This window comes from Caulobacter sp. HJHS_5, from assembly GCF_056683955.1.
In genome coordinates, this window is record NZ_JBWZNC010000026.1 from 1 (window position 1) to 254 (window position 254).

Annotated in this window: 1 protein-coding gene; it reads left to right on the forward strand. The window is 44.1% G+C overall.

All coding sequences use genetic code 11. The features are described 5' to 3' along the window. Nucleotides 1–254, forward strand: a 254-nt coding sequence (locus ACFLIT_RS17870; RefSeq protein ID WP_479912620.1) for a hypothetical protein, incomplete at both ends; no start/stop codon positions are given.

Below are 254 nucleotides of genomic sequence, written 5' to 3' on the forward strand. Positions count from 1 at the left end.
TGGGTGTGTTGTGGGGGGGGGGTTGGGGGGTGGGTTGTGTTTTGTTGTGTTGTTGTGTGTTGTGTTTTCTATTGTGGGTTTTCTTTTTTGTGGTGTGGGTTTGGGGGTGTTTTTTTTTTTTTTTTTTTTTGTGGGGGTGGCTGGGGTTTTTGGTTTTTTGTTGTTTTGCTTTGTTGGGGTGGGGGGGGGTTTTTTTGTTTTTTTGTTGGGTTTTTTTATCGTGGGGGGTTTTTTGTTCGCTGGTTTAGCCATCG